12 protein-coding genes and 2 pseudogenes are annotated in these 13,293 nt (G+C 79.5%); 13 read left to right on the forward strand and 1 reads right to left on the reverse strand.

The genetic code is table 11. The annotated features are described in order from the left end of the window. Positions 1–246 precede the first annotated feature (246 nt). The 12 genes and pseudogenes from WDV85_RS08025 to hemL all read left to right on the forward strand — a co-directional run bounded on the left by WDV85_RS08025 (position 247) and on the right by hemL (position 12,268). Complete coding sequence (locus WDV85_RS08025) at positions 247–447, forward strand: helix-turn-helix domain-containing protein (protein ID WP_212770999.1); 201 nt, start codon at positions 247–249, stop codon at positions 445–447. Between the two features lie 86 nt (positions 448–533). After that, the gene (locus WDV85_RS08030; RefSeq protein WP_003792170.1) at positions 534–632 is read left to right on the forward strand and encodes a 30S ribosomal protein bS22; all 99 of its coding nucleotides are present in this window, start codon (positions 534–536) and stop codon (positions 630–632) included. 143 nt (positions 633–775) lie between these two features. Next, a complete protein-coding gene (locus tag WDV85_RS08035; protein ID WP_339570135.1) occupies positions 776–1,879 on the forward strand; it encodes an NAD-dependent epimerase/dehydratase family protein in 1,104 nt (367 codons plus the stop codon). Positions 1,880–2,015: 136 nt separating this feature from the next. Beyond that, a complete protein-coding gene (locus WDV85_RS08040) occupies positions 2,016–3,092 on the forward strand; it encodes a lysophospholipid acyltransferase family protein (RefSeq protein WP_339570136.1) in 1,077 nt (358 codons plus the stop codon). Further along, a complete protein-coding gene (locus tag WDV85_RS08045) occupies positions 3,089–3,502 on the forward strand; it encodes a glutaredoxin family protein (RefSeq protein ID WP_339570137.1) in 414 nt (137 codons plus the stop codon). Before WDV85_RS08040 ends, WDV85_RS08045 begins: the two co-directional genes overlap by 4 nt. A gap of 229 nt (positions 3,503–3,731) precedes the next feature. Further along, a complete protein-coding gene (locus WDV85_RS08050; RefSeq protein WP_445263264.1) occupies positions 3,732–4,496 on the forward strand; it encodes a redox-sensing transcriptional repressor Rex in 765 nt (254 codons plus the stop codon). Then, complete coding sequence (locus WDV85_RS08055) at positions 4,493–6,004, forward strand: glutamyl-tRNA reductase (protein WP_339570139.1); 1,512 nt, start codon at positions 4,493–4,495, stop codon at positions 6,002–6,004. Before WDV85_RS08050 ends, WDV85_RS08055 begins: the two co-directional genes overlap by 4 nt. Further along, positions 6,001–6,936, forward strand: a pseudogene (hemC, locus tag WDV85_RS08060) (hydroxymethylbilane synthase); the annotation flags it as partial. The gene WDV85_RS08055 and the pseudogene hemC, both read left to right, overlap by 4 nt. Before the next feature lie 548 nt (positions 6,937–7,484). Next, on the forward strand, positions 7,485–9,077 hold the full coding sequence (locus WDV85_RS08065; RefSeq protein WP_363326069.1) for a bifunctional uroporphyrinogen-III C-methyltransferase/uroporphyrinogen-III synthase: 1,593 nt from the start codon (positions 7,485–7,487) through the stop codon (positions 9,075–9,077). Between the two features lie 105 nt (positions 9,078–9,182). Beyond that, entirely contained in the window at positions 9,183–10,175 is a 993-nt protein-coding gene (hemB, locus tag WDV85_RS08070; RefSeq protein WP_339570142.1) for a porphobilinogen synthase, read from the forward strand. Positions 10,176–10,276: 101 nt separating this feature from the next. Continuing rightward, entirely contained in the window at positions 10,277–10,780 is a 504-nt protein-coding gene (locus tag WDV85_RS08075; protein ID WP_339570143.1) for a MarR family winged helix-turn-helix transcriptional regulator, read from the forward strand. Positions 10,781–10,837: 57 nt separating this feature from the next. Next, on the forward strand, positions 10,838–12,268 hold the full coding sequence (gene hemL, locus WDV85_RS08080) for a glutamate-1-semialdehyde 2,1-aminomutase (protein WP_339570144.1): 1,431 nt from the start codon (positions 10,838–10,840) through the stop codon (positions 12,266–12,268). Between the two features lie 120 nt (positions 12,269–12,388). Here hemL and WDV85_RS17120 read toward each other — a convergent pair. Continuing rightward, positions 12,389–12,541 (reverse strand): annotated as a pseudogene (locus WDV85_RS17120) (glutamate-1-semialdehyde 2,1-aminomutase); the annotation flags it as partial. Positions 12,542–12,577: 36 nt separating this feature from the next. On the opposite strand from WDV85_RS17120, the gene WDV85_RS08085 reads away from it, so the two are divergent. Continuing rightward, the gene (locus WDV85_RS08085) at positions 12,578–13,234 is read left to right on the forward strand and encodes a histidine phosphatase family protein (RefSeq protein WP_445263265.1); all 657 of its coding nucleotides are present in this window, start codon (positions 12,578–12,580) and stop codon (positions 13,232–13,234) included. Positions 13,235–13,293 lie beyond the last annotated feature (59 nt).

Here is a 13,293-nt window from a genome sequence, read left to right on the forward strand (position 1 = left end):
GACGGAGACCGGGCGCCGGGGGACCGTGGTCCGGCCGGGCGAGGGCGGGGACGCGGAGGCCCGGGTTCCCCTAGGGTCTGCCCCGAGGGGCCGCAGCGCCCGACGCGGCGGCCGCTGGGCCGCCACCAGGACGAGGGGGCCGGCGTGCCGACGGACGGGCGAGCAGCGGCGGACGCGGCCGGCGGGGACGCCGGGAGCGGCGGCCCCGGCACGGGCGCCGCGGGCGGCGGGCTCACCGACGGGCGCCTGCTCACGGTCGCCGAGGTGGCCGAGGCGCTGCGCGTCTCGCGCATGACCGTCTACCGCCTCGTGCACTCCGGCGAGCTCCCCGCCGTGCGCGTCGGGCGCTCCTACCGCGTGCCCGAGGGCGCCGCGTCGGCCTTCCTCGCCGCGGCGCGCACCGCGCCCCCCGCGGCCGCCGAGCAGCGGCGAGCCGACGGCGCCTGAGCGCCCCGGTAGGCTCACCCCCGGACCAGGACCACGTCGGCTCGCACCGGACGCGGTCGCAGCACCCGAGACGACAGGCAGGCCCCATGGGTTCGGTCATCAAGAAGCGCCGCAAGCGGATGGCGAAGAAGAAGCACCGCAAGCTCCTCCGCAAGACGCGCCACCAGCGCCGCAACAAGAAGTGACCCAGCAGGACCGCTGAGCACATGAGCACCGGCGGCCGGTCCCGCGCGCCCCGCGCCGGCACCGACCGCCCCACGACGCCCGCCCCGCCCCGCGGTGGCGGGCGTCGTGCGTCCCGGGGCGACCTGCTGCACGGGACGTCGTCGTGACGGAGGGCCCCGGCGCGGGCCCGGCACCGGGCCGCGACGTCGTCGCCGTCGTCGGCGCGGCCCACCCGCTGGCCGCCGCGCTCGCCCGCCGTCTGGCCGCGGGCGAGGAGGGGGCCGAGGAGGGGGTCGGCCAGGGCGGACGTCCGGAGCCGCCGCTCGTCCTGGCCCTGGACCCGCGCACGCCGGCCGAGGACCTCGGCGCCGCGCGCCGGTTGCGGGTCGACCTGCGGGGCCCCTCGCTGGCGCGCGTGCTCGCGGCCGAGGGCGTGCGGGTCGTCGTCGACGCCACCCTCCTGCCCGGCGGGTCCCTCGCCGGGGCCCGGCCGGGGCGCGACGCCGGGCCGCCGGCGTCGCTCGACGTCGCCTCCGCCGTGCAGCGCTGCCCGGCCGTCCGGCGGCTCGTGCTCGCGAGCTCGACGGGGGTCTACGGCGCGAGCCCGCGGGCGCCGTCGGTCCGCACCGAGGGCTCGGAGCTGGCGACGCCCGCCGGCGGGGCCGAGCGGGCCGCCGCCGAGGCCGAGGCGGCCGTGCGGGCGCTCGCCCGCCGCCGCGAGGACGTCGCCGTCCTCGTCCTGCGCCTCGCCGAGGTCGTCGGCCCCGGGCTGCGCACGCCCCTCGGCGACTGGCTCGAGCTGCCCGCCGTGCCCTGCCTGTGGGGCCACGACCCCCGCCTGCAGGTGCTGCACGCCGACGACGCCGTCGCCGCGCTGCTGCTCGCCGCCCGGGGCCGCGCCGACGGGGTCGTCAACGTGGCGGGCGACGGGGTGCTCGCCCTCTCGCAGGCGGCGGCCCTCTGCGGGCGCCCGCTGCTGCCCGTGCCGGCGGCCGCCCTGGGGGCCAGCGCCCGGGCCCTCGTCGGCCGTGCCGTCGCGGCGCCGTGGGGCGACGCCGACCGCGTCCTGCGCTCCGGCCGCGTGGTCGACCTGCGCCGCATGCGCGAGGAGCTCGGCCTCGAGCCGCGGTGGTCGAGCCGGGCCGCCGTCGAGGACCTGGCGCGGGGCCGCGGCCTCGTCGGCCCGCTCTCGCCCGACGTGCGCCGCGCCGTCGCGGGGACGGCGGCCGGGGCGTGGCAGCGGCTGCGCGGCCTCGTGGCGCCGTGAGCGCCGGCGGGGCTCGCGGGGCCTCCCGGCGCACCCCGACCGGCGGCACACTGGACCGGGCGGGCGACCAAGCGACCGGTCGGGCGGGCAGCAGGTCGGGCGGGCAGCAGGACGGGCGAGCGGTGCGGAGGCGGACGTGAGCGGCGGGGGAGCGGCGCGGGAGGACGGCGTCGTCGTGCCGCTGCGACGGCCCGGGCGCCCGTCCGGGTCCACGGCCGGGCCCGCGCCGGGGAGCTCCGGCGAAGGGGGCGGCGCCGCGACGGGGGAGGGACGCGCCGACCCGGCGTCGTCCGCCCGGGACGCCGCCCTCGAGGCCGCCCGGGCCGCGGTGCGGGCCGCTCGGGACGCCGCTCGCGCGGCACGGGGCCCCGCGGCCGACCTCGGCCGGCGGGCCCGCCGCGCCACCGACGTCCTCGCGCGCCGCGTCACCGGGGACTACGAGGTCGACGAGCTCGGCTTCGACCGCGAGCTCACCGAGGCCGTCCTGCTGGACCTCCTGCGGCCGCTGCACCGGCGGTGGTTCCGGGTCGAGCTGCGCGGCGCCGAGCACCTGCCGCGGCGCGGCGGCGCCCTCCTCGTGGCCAACCACTCGGGGACGGTGGGCATCGACGCCCTCATGACGATGGTCGCCGTCCACGACGACGCACCGGGCGGGCGCCACCTGCGCGTCCTCGCCGCCGACCTCGTGCTCGCCGCGCCCGTGCTCGGCGACCTGGCGCGCCGCGCCGGCATCACGCTGGCCTCGCCCGACGACGCCGAGCGGCTGCTCCGGGCCGGCGAGCTCGTCGGGGTCTGGCCCGAGGGCTACAAGGGCGTCGGCAAGCACTTCCGCGACCGCTACCGCCTGCAGCGCTTCGGCCGCGGGGGCTTCGTGGCCTCGGCGCTGCGCGCCGGCGTGCCGATCGTGCCGTGCGCCATCGTCGGAGCCGAGGAGGTCTACCCGAAGATCGGCGACGTCGCACCGCTCGCCCGCCTCCTCGGCCTGCCCTACGTGCCGGTGACGCCCTTCTTCCCCCTGCTCGGGCCCCTCGGGCTCGTGCCGCTGCCGAGCCGCTGGGTCGTCGAGCTCGGCGAGCCCGTGCGGACCGACCTCGCGCCGCCCGCCACGGCCGACGACCCCGCCGCCGTCCTCGACCTCGCCGACCAGGTGCGCGAGACCATCCAGGCGAGCCTGCACGAGCTCCTGCTGCACCGGCGGTCGGTGTGGCGGTGAGCCGGCGGGCGTCGCGGGGGAGTGCGCGAGGGCTCCTGCGCGCCCTCGGCGGGCGCCGCGGACGCGAGGAGGCCCCGACCGGCCCTGGTGCGCCCGGTCTAGGTGCGCCCGGTCCCGGTGCGCTCGGCCCCGGCGAGGAGCGGGTCGTCCTCTACGGCCGGGCCGGCTGCCACCTGTGCGCGGACGCCCGCGCCGTCGTCACGGCCGTCGCCGGCCGCGTCGGCGCCGGCGTGCGGGAGGTCGACGTCGACGCGCCCGAGCCGGCCGACGAGCCCGGCGGGCGCCCCGGCGCCCTCGCCGAGCGCTACGGCGAGCTCGTCCCGGTCGTCGTCGTCGACGGCGTCCAGCACGCCGTCTACCACGTGGACGCGGGTCGCCTCGAGGCGGCCCTGCGCCGACCGCCCGCCTGAGGGCCCGCTCCGGCCGCGGGTGCGGTCCGCTCGACTTTGTGCGCGCCTTCACAAGCGCCTACGCTGGAGGCAGTTCGCAGCGCCCTGGCCCCCGCGCGCGCACCCACCGCCGTCGCACGCGAAGGAGCCGGCCGACGCCGTGAGCACCTCCCGACACGACACCGGGCGCCCCCCGGGCCGCGCGCCCGAGCGCGCCGCGGGCCCCGCGCGCCCGGTGGGCGACCCGCTGGTGGCGACCGGGCCGGCCGGCGACCCGGGCCCCGCGGCCGCGCGGCTCATCTCCGAGCGCGGCATCCCCGAGGCGACCGTCGGCCGGCTGCCCGTCTACCTCCGGGCGCTCACGGCCCTCGTCGAGCGCGGCGTCCCCACCGTCTCCTCCGAGGAGCTCGCGGCCGCGGCGGGTGTCGGGTCGGCCAAGCTGCGCAAGGACCTCAGCCACCTGGGCTCCTACGGCGTCCGCGGCGTCGGCTACGAGGTCAGCCCCCTCGTGGCGCACATCTCGCGCGAGCTCGGCCTGACCCAGGCGTGGCGCGTCGTCATCGTGGGCCTCGGCAACCTCGGGCGGGCGCTCGCCAGCTACGGCGGCTTCGCCGAGCGCGGCATGGGCGTGGCGGCCCTCTTCGACGCCGACCCCGCCGTCGTCGGCCGCGAGGTGGCGGGCCTCGTGGTCCGCCCGATGTCCGAGCTCGCCGCCGTGGTGCGGGCCGAGGGGGTCGTCATCGGCGTCCTCGCCACCCCGGCGGCCGCCGCCCAGGGCGCCTGCGACGAGCTCGTCGCCGCCGGCGTGACCGGGGTCCTGACGTTCGCGCCGGCCGTGCTGTCGGTGCCCGAGGGAGTGGACGTGCGCAAGGTCGACCTGGCCAGCGAGCTGCAGATCCTGGCGTTCCACGAGCAGCGCAAGGCGGCCGACGCCGTCCGCGCCGCCGCGCCGTCGGGCGGGGGCGCGCGCGCCGTCGCCCGGTCCGCGCGCCGCCGGGTGGGGGCGGCCCGGTGACCGCCCTCGTCGTGGGCCTGTCCCACCGCACCGCGCCCCTCGCCGTCCTCGAGCGCGCGACCCTCGACGCGGGCGCCGCCCGCGCCCTCGCCGTCCGCGCGTGCGGGGCGGAAGACGTCGCCGAGGCCGTCGTGCTCTCGACGTGCAACCGGCTCGAGGTCTACAGCGAGGTCGCCACGTTCCACGGCGGGCTCGCTCAGGTGGGCGCGGCGCTCGTCGAGGCCACCGGCGTGCCGCTCGTCGAGCTCACCGACCACCTCTACGTGCACTACGCGGACCGGGCCGTCGAGCACCTCTTCACCGTCGTCTGCGGCCTCGACTCCATGGCCGTGGGGGAGTCGCAGGTGCTCGGGCAGGTGCGCTCGGCGCTGCGCCGCGGGCAGGAGGACGGCAGCGTCGGCACCGCCCTCGACGGGCTGCTGCAGCGCGCCCTGCGGGTCGGTAAGCGCGCCCACTCCGAGACGGGCCTCGACCACGCCGGGCACTCCCTCGTGGAGGCGGGCCTCGCGCACGCCGACGAGGTCGTCGGGCCGCTGGCCGGAGCGAGAGTGCTCGTCGTCGGCGCCGGCGCCATGAGCGCGCTCGCGGCGACGACGGCCCACCGGCTCGGCGCCCGCGACATCACCGTGCTCAACCGCACGCGGGCGCGCGCCCAGCGCCTCGCCGAGGCGGTCGGCGGGAGCTGGGGCGCGCTCGGCGAGGAGGGCGCCCTCGAGCGCGCCCTCGCCGAGGCCGACGTCGTGCTGTCCTGCACCGGCGCCGTCGGGCACGTCGTCGACGCCGCGACGGTCGGCGCCGCGCGCGCCGTCCGCGGCGGCGGCGCCCCGGGCTGCTCCGGCGCCGCCGCGCCCCAGCTCGTCGTAGACCTGGCCCTGCCCCGCGACGTGGCGCCCGAGGTGGGCCGCCTGCCCGGCGTGGTCGTCCTCGGCCTCGCCGAGCTCGGCGCCCAGCTGGCCGCCGAGGCCGACGGCGCGGGCACCGGCGTCGCCGCCGACCTGCGCGACGCGCGGGCCATCGTCGCCGAGGAGGCGTCGTCCTACCTCGCCGAGCGCCGCGCCGCCGCCGTGGCCCCCACCGTGGTGGCCCTGCGCACCCAGGCGCGCGAGGTCGCGGACGCCGAGCTCGCGCGGCTGCGCCACCGCCTCGGCCCGGCGATGGACGAGCGCGTGGGCGCCGAGGTCGCCCAGACCCTCCACCGCGTCGTCTCCACGCTCCTCCACACGCCGACCGTCCGCATGAAGCACCTGGCGGCCGACGCCTCGAGCGGCCCCGCCTACGTCGAGGCGGTGCGCGAGCTCTTCGACCTCGACGCCGCCGGCACCCGCGAGCCGGGCGCCGCGGCGCAGGCGCTGCGCGCGGTCCCGGAGGCGCGCGCCGAGGCGGCGCCCGAGCGCGCGGGGGCGGACGCCCTGCGCGCGCTGCTCGCCGGCGCGCCTCGGGCCGTGCCGAGCCACCTCCCGGGCCTCCCGGACCCCGCGGCGGGCCACGACGACGGGGGCCCGCGGTGAGCGCCGTCGCGGCGCCGGCCGTCGGCGCGACCCCGCTGCGCCTGGGGACCCGCCGCAGCGCCCTGGCGCGCGCGCAGTCCGAGATGGTCGCCGAGCGGCTGCGGGAGACGAGCGGGCGCGAGGTCGTCCTCGTCGAGGTCACCACGCGCGGCGACGTCGACCGCGCCCCGCTGCGCCAGATCGGCGGCACCGGCGTGTTCGTCACCGCCCTGCGCGAGGCCCTGCTCGAGGGCCGCGTCGACCTCGCCGTGCACTCGATGAAGGACCTGCCCACCGCCCCCGCCGACGGGCTCGTCCTCGCGGCGGTCCCCCCGCGCGAGGACCCGCGCGACGTCCTCGTGGCCTCCGGGGGAGCGGGTCTCGCCGACCTCCCGCCCGGCGCGCGGGTGGGCACCGGGTCGCCGCGCCGGGCCGCGCAGCTGCGGGCCCTCGGGCTCGGGCTCGACGTCGTCGACGTCCGCGGCAACGTGGACACCCGCGTCGGCATGGTCACCTCCGGGCGCCTCGACGCCGTCGTCCTCGCGGCGGCCGGGCTCGCCCGCCTGGGCCGCTCCGGCGAGGTCACCGACGTCCTCGACGTCGAGCAGGTGCTGCCCGCCCCCGCGCAGGGGGCCCTGGCGCTCGAGTGCCGCGCCGACGACGAGGCGACGGCGCTGGCCTGCGCGGCGCTCGACGACCCGCTGGCCCGGTCGGCCACCACGGCCGAGCGCGCCCTCCTCGGCGCCCTCGAGGCCGGCTGCAGCGCCCCCGTCGGGGCGCTCGCGCGGACCGACGGCGGCGAGGGCGGGGGCGAGATGGTGCTGACCGCCGTCGCGGCCTCGCACGACGGCTCGCGGGTGCTGCGCTGCTCCGCCCGCGGCGACGACGCCGACCCCGTCGGCCTGGGGCGCCGCCTCGCGGCCGACCTCCTGGCGCAGGGGGCGGCCGACCTCGCCGACGTCGGCCCCGCCGCCCCCGGCGCGGGCCCGCGCGACGAGCAGCTGCCCCTGCCCGGCGCCGACCCCACCGGGCCGGGCGCCGCGTCCCCCTCCTCGACCCCGTCCGCGGGCTCCCCGTCGAGCCCCCGGCCCGACGTCCCGGACCCCACCGCGTCGACCCCGGCGCCGTCCCCGGCCCTGCCCCCCGCCGGCTCCCCGTCCTCGGACCGCCCCGCGCCCGGCGCGGGGCCGACGCCCGGGGCGCAGCCGTCCGAGGACGCCCGGACGTCCCCCGTGACCGCACCGACCGGTCCGTCCGCCCACCGGCGGCCGGCCAGCTCCCAGGAGAGTGAAGCGTGACCGCGCGCACCGACCTCCAGCTCGACGAGCGCCCCGCCGCGGGCGGGGTGGACACCACCGCTCCCGTCGACGGCACGGCCCTGCCCGACGGCGCCCTGCCCGACGGCGCCCTGCCCGACGCCGGCCCGGCCTCCCCCCGCGCGGGGGAGGCCCCCGCCGCCAGCGCGGGCTCCCGCCGCCGCCCCGCCGCCCCCCTGGGCTCGGTGTCCTTCGTGGGCGCCGGCCCGGGCGACCCGGGGCTCCTCACCGTCCGCGCCGCCGAGCTGGTGGACCGGGCCGAGGTCGTCGTGGTCGACGGCCCGGTCGGCGCCGCGCTCGTCGGCCGGCTCTCGCCCGGCGGCGCCGAGGTGCTCGACGCCCGGGCGGTCCAGGAGGCCAGCGACCCGACGCCGTCGGCGCGGGCGCGGGCCACCACCCGGCTCATCACGCGCGCCGCGCGGGCCGGGCGCCGCGTCGTGCGCGTGCTGCCGGGCGACGCGGCGACGTTCGAGGGGCTGGCGGAGGAGCTGCTGGCGTGCCACCGCGCGTCGGTGCCCTTCGAGGTCGTGCCCGGGGTCTCACCCGCCGTCGCCGTCCCCGTCTACGCGGGCGTGCCCGTCACGACGGCGGGCGTCGACCGGGTGCACGTCGTCGACACGACGACCGAGCCCCCGGACGCGGCGGGCCTCGCCGCGGCCAAGGAGACCGTCGTGCTCCTCGGCGGGCGCGAGGGCCTCGCGGCCGCCGCGCGGGCCCTCGTCGCGGCGGGGCGCAGCGCCTCGTCGCCCGTCGCCGTCACCTCCGGCGGCACGACGACGTCCCAGCGCACCGCCACGGCCTCGCTCGCCGAGCTGCCCGGCCTCCTCGAGAGCAGCGGGGAGGACGCCTGGCCGAGCCCGCTCGTGGCCGTCACCGGCCCCGGCGTCGCGCTGCGCGAGCGCACCTCCTGGTACGAGAACCGGCCGCTCTTCGGCTGGCGCGTGCTGGTGCCGCGCACGCAGGCGCAGGCGGGGGGCATGAGCGCCCTGCTCGCCGAGGCGGGCGCCACCGGCGAGGTCGTCCCGACGATCTCCGTGGAGCCGCCGCGGACCCCGCACCAGATGGAGAAGGCCGTCACCGGCCTCGTCACCGGCCGCTACGAGTGGATCGGCTTCACGTCCGCCAACGCGGTGCGGGCCGTCCGCGAGAAGTTCGCCGAGTACGGGCTCGACGCCCGCGCCTTCGCGGGGCTCAAGGTGGCCGCGGTCGGCGGCGTGACGGCGCAGGCCCTGCGCGACTGGGGCATCGAGCCCGACCTCGTGCCCACGGGCGAGGAGTCCGCCAAGGGGCTGCTCGCCGACTGGCCGGCCTACGACGACGTGCTGGACCCGATCAACCGGGTCCTGCTCCCGCGCGCCGACATCGCCACGGACACCCTCGTCGCGGGGCTCACCGAGCTCGGCTGGGAGGTGGACGACGTCACGGCCTACCGCACCGTCCGGGCCGCGCCGCCGGCCGCCGACGTGCGGGACGCCATCAAGAACGGCGCCTTCGACGCCGTCGTCTTCACGTCGTCCTCCACGGTCCGCAACCTCGTCGGGATCGCCGGCAAGCCGAACCCGAGCACCGTCGTGGCGTGCATCGGCCCGGCGACGGCGCAGACGGCCGTCGAGCACGGGCTGCGCGTCGACGTGCTGGCGCCCGAGCCCAGCGCGGCCTCGCTCGTGGCGGCGCTCGCCGACCACGGCGCGGCGCTCGCCGCGGCGGCCGCCGAGGCCGGCGAGCCGCTCCAGCGCCCGAGCGAGCGCCGCGTCCCGGCGCGCCGACGGGCGCGCTGACCCACCCACCGCCGTCGGCCGGCCCGCCCCTGCGGGGAGGGCCGGCCGACGCGCCCGAGGGCCCGCCCGGCCAGGCGCCGGCGGGCCCGCCCGAGAGGACCCGCCGTGCCCTTCCCCATCGAGCGCCCGCGCCGCCTGCGCGCCACCCCCGCCCTGCGCGCGCTCGTGCGCGAGCAGCGCCTGCACCCCTCGCAGCTCGTCCTGCCGATGTTCGTCAAGGAGGGCCTCGACGCCCCGCGCGAGGTGACGAGCCTGCCCGGCGTCGTCCAGCACTCGCGGGCCTCGCTCGTCGACGCCGCCCACGAGGCCGTCGAGGCGGGCGTCGGCGGGCTCATGCTCTTCGGCGTCCCGGCCGAGCGGGACGCGCGGGGCAGCGGCGCCGACGACCCGGACGGGATCCTCAACCTCGGGCTGCGCGACCTGGCGGAGGCGGTGGGGAACCGGACGGTCGTCATGGCCGACCTGTGCCTCGACGAGTTCACCGACCACGGCCACTGCGGCGTCCTCGTCCCCGACGGGCCCCGCGCCGGGACGGTCGACAACGACGCCACGCTCGCCCGCTACGTCTCCATGGCGCTGGCCCAGGCCGACGCGGGGGCCACCGTGCTCGGGCTCTCGGGGATGATGGACGGCCAGGTCGGCGTCGTGCGCGCCGCCCTCGACGAGGCGGGCCGCGACGACGTCGTGCTCCTCGCCTACGCGGCGAAGTACGCCTCGGCCTTCTACGGGCCCTTCCGCGAGGCCGTCGAGTCCACGCTCGTCGGGGACCGGCGCGCCTATCAGCAGGACTCGGCCAACCGCCGCGAGGCGCTGCGGGAGGTGCGCCTCGACGTCGAGGAGGGCGCCGACGTCGTCATGGTGAAGCCGGCGCTGCCCTACCTCGACGTCCTGTCCGACGTCGCGCAGGCGGTCGACGTGCCGGTGTGGGCCTACCAGGTCTCCGGCGAGCTGGCGATGGTCGAGGCCGCGGCCGCGCGCGGGTGGCTGGACCGCGAGCGGACGATCCTCGAGACGCTGGCGTCGGTGCAGCGCGCCGGCGCCGACGCCGTCCTCACCTACTGGGCCGTCGAGGCCGCCCGCTGGCTGCGCGAGGGCTGAGCGGCCGCCGACCGGGCGGACGGCGTCCGGAGGGCCGCCGACCGGGTGGCCGACGGGCCGGACGGACCGTGGCGGGCGCGCACGCGCAGTAGGGTCCGCCCATGTCTGCAGCTGCCGACGTCGACGGGGGACCGGCGCGGGACGGCCGGCCCGGGGGCGCGCCCTGGCTCGACGAGCACGAGCAGCGGGTCTGGCGCAGCTACCTCGAGGGGACGCAGCGGCTCTGGGAGCACCTGGGCGCCGTCCTCGACGCCGACGGGGACGTGCCCCTGCAGGAGTACGAGGTCCTCGTGCGCCTGTCGGAGACGCCCGGCGGGTCCCTGCGGATGTCCGAGCTCGCGCACGCCCTCGTGCACTCCCGCAGCCGCCTCACGCACACGGTGGGGCGCATGGAGGCGCGCGGGCTCGTCGAGCGGCGTGCCTGCCCCGACGACGGTCGCGGCGTCCTGTGCGTCGTCACCGACGAGGGGCGGGCGGCCCTCGAGCGGCACGCGCCCGCGCACGTCGCGAGCGTCCGGGCCGCGCTCTTCGACCTCCTCGAGCCCGCCGAGGTCGACGCGCTGGGCAGCGCGCTGGAGAAGGTGGCGGCGAACCTCCGCGGGTGAGGCGGCCTGCGCCGTCCCCCTCGGGCTGCCGGGCGCGGCGGGCGGCAGGATGGCGGCATGAGCACTGCCGCGACGCCGCCCGACGTCCCCGCGACGGACCGCCCCCGGACGCCCTACCCCTTCGAGGCCCCGGCGTCCGAGGAGCTCTTCGCCCGGGCCCGCGCCGTCACCCCCGGCGGCGTCAACTCGCCCGTGCGCGCCTTCGGCGCCGTCGGCGGGACGCCGCGCTTCATGACGTCGGCCCACGGGCCCTACCTCGTGGACGCCGACGGCCGCGAGTACGTCGACCTCGTCTGCTCCTGGGGGCCGATGATCCTCGGGCACGCCCACCCGGAGGTCCTCGAGGCCGTCACCGCGGCGGCGTCGCAGGGCTTCTCCTACGGCACGCCCACCCCGCGCGAGGTCGAGCTCGCCGAGGAGATCGTGCGGCGCGTCGAGCCCGTGGAGCAGGTGCGGCTGGTCAGCTCGGGCACCGAGGCCGTCATGAGCGCCGTCCGGCTGGCGCGCGGCGCGACCGGGCGGCCGCTCGTCGTGAAGTTCGCCGGCCACTACCACGGCCACGTCGACGCGCTGCTGGCCTCGGCGGGCTCGGGCCTCGCGACCTTCGCGCTGCCCGACACCCCGGGCGTCACCGGCGCGACCACCGCCGACACGCTCGTCGTGCCCTACAACGACCCGGAGGCGCTCGAGGCCGTCTTCGCCGAGCACGGCGACCGCGTCGCCGCCCTCGTCACCGAGGCCGCTGCCGGCAACATGGGCGTCGTCCCGCCGCGCCCCGGCTTCACCGCGCTCATGCGCCGGCTCACGCGCGAGCACGGCGCCCTGCTCGTCAGCGACGAGGTGATGACGGGCTTCCGCCTCACCGCGGCGGGCTGGTACGGGCTCGAGGGCCCCCAGGGAGCGGGGGAGGGGGCCGACGGCGCCGAGGGCGTGCACGCCGGCGCCCCGGACCTCATGACCTTCGGCAAGGTCATGGGCGGCGGCTTCCCGGCCGCGGCCTTCGGCGGCCGCGCCGACGTCATGGCCCAGCTCGCCCCGAACGGCCCCGTCTACCAGGCGGGCACGCTGTCCGGGAACCCCGTGGCGACGGCGGCCGGGCTCGCCACCCTGCAGCGCTGCACGCCCGAGGTCTACGCCCACCTCGACGCGACGGCGGAGCGCCTGTCGTCCGCGGCGTCCGCGGCCCTGGCCGACGCCGGTGTGCCGCACACCGTCTCGAACGCCGGGTCGATGTTCACCGTCTTCTTCGGCCCCGACGTCGTCCACGACTACGCGGGCGCCCGCAGCCAGGACGTGCAGGCCTACGCGGCCTTCTTCCAGTCGATGCTCGCCTCCGGCGTCCACCTGCCGCCGAGCGCGTTCGAGGCGTGGTTCGTCTCCGCCGCGCTCGACGACGAGGCGGTCGGCCGCGTCCTCGAGGCCCTGCCGCGCGCGGCGCAGGCGGCGGCGCGGTCCCAGAGCAGCGTCGCCGGCCAGACCGGCACCTGATCCGTCGGAGCGCGGGCGCTCGACGACCGACGAGCGACCTGTTCGTCGGAGGTGACCGTGCACGGTCACCTCCGACGAACAGGTCGCTCGTCGGTCGTCGAGCGCCCGCGCTCCGACGGATCAGGTGCCGGTCTGGCCGGCGACGCTGCTCTGGGACCGCGCCGCCGCCTGCGCCGCGCGCGGCAGGGCCTCGAGGACGCGGCCGACCGCCTCGTCGTCGAGCGCGGCGGAGACGAACCACGCCTCGAACGCGCTCGGCGGCAGGTGGANTCCTCCGCGTCCTCTCCCGGGCCCCGCGACCCCGCCCGCCTGCCCGACCCGTCGGTGCGGACGGTGGTGCACCTCCTGCGCCACGGCGAGGTCCACAACCCCGAGGGCGTGCTCTACGGACGGCTGCCGGGCTACCACCTGTCCGAGCGCGGGCGGGCGATGGCGCAGCGGGTCGCCGAGCACCTCGTCGACGCGGGCCACGACGTCGCCCTCGTCGTCGCCTCGCCGCTGGAGCGGGCCCAGGAGACGGCGCGCGCCTCGGCGGACGCCCTCGGCCTCGAGGTCGGCGTCGACGAGCGGCTCGTCGAGGCCGGCAACCAGTTCCAGGGCCTCACCGTGGGCGTGGGGGACGGCGCCCTGCGCCGGCCCGAGCACTGGTGGAAGCTGCGCAACCCGTTCACGCCCAGCTGGGGCGAGCCGTACGTCGAGCAGGCCGCCCGCATGCGGGCCGCCGCCGACGAGGCCCGGGTGCGCGCGGAGGGCCGCCACGCGCTCCTCGTCAGCCACCAGCTGCCCATCTGGGTCACCCGGCTGTCCGTCGAGGGGCGTCGCTACGTCCACGACCCCCGCCGCCGCGAGTGCTCGCTGGCGAGCCTGACGTCGCTGCACTTCGTGGGCCACCGCCTCGAGGGCGTCACCTACCGCGAGCCGGCCGCCGACCTGCTGCCGGGGGCGAACCCCGTCCCGGGGGCCTGAGCGGGGCTCCACCACCGGTCCACGGGCCGCGTCCGGCTCCCAGCCTCCTGCCAGGCTCG

The sequence above is a fragment of the Pseudokineococcus sp. 5B2Z-1 genome (assembly GCF_037482305.1).
GTDB lineage: Bacteria > Actinomycetota > Actinomycetes > Actinomycetales > Quadrisphaeraceae > Pseudokineococcus.

Excerpts from the sequence above, each read along its gene's own strand:
- WDV85_RS08030 (WP_003792170.1), top strand. The coding sequence starts at position 534 with ATGGGTTCGGTCATCAAGAAGCGCCGCAAGCGGATGGCGAAGAAGAAG.
- WDV85_RS08075 (WP_339570143.1), top strand. The coding sequence starts at position 10,277 with ATGTCTGCAGCTGCCGACGTCGACGGGGGACCGGCGCGGGACGGCCGG.
- hemL (WP_339570144.1), top strand. The coding sequence starts at position 10,838 with ATGAGCACTGCCGCGACGCCGCCCGACGTCCCCGCGACGGACCGCCCC.